This window comes from Roseivirga spongicola (genome assembly GCF_001592965.1).
GTDB lineage: Bacteria > Bacteroidota > Bacteroidia > Cytophagales > Cyclobacteriaceae > Roseivirga > Roseivirga spongicola.
In genome coordinates, this window is sequence record NZ_LRPC01000021.1 from 1 (window position 1) to 302 (window position 302).

At 42.1% G+C, this 302-nt stretch carries 1 pseudogene; it reads right to left on the bottom strand.

The window, feature by feature from the left end:
- A pseudogene (locus tag AWW68_RS10995) lies at positions 1 to 302 on the bottom strand (hypothetical protein); the annotation flags it as partial.

The following is a 302-nucleotide window of genomic DNA, read 5'->3' on the forward strand; positions in this document are numbered from 1 at the left end:
AGGGTAGCATTGCCATTGGCATCTAAGTAGATATTAGCTGTTTTAGTTCTTGCCGTAGGCAGTGTGTTGTCTACAACGGTAACAATTGCTGTAGCGGTAGTTGCGTTTCCACTTTGATCAGTAACAGTGACTGTTACTACGTTTTGTCCTGCATCATTACAAGTGAAAGATGTTTTAGACAAAGAATAAGAAACAATGGTACAGTTATCAGAAGTACAGTTGGCTTCAAATGCTACCTCTTCATCGCCCATTCCAGGAACAGGCTGAGGCATTGAAATACCCGTAGAACCACAGTTCAGCAC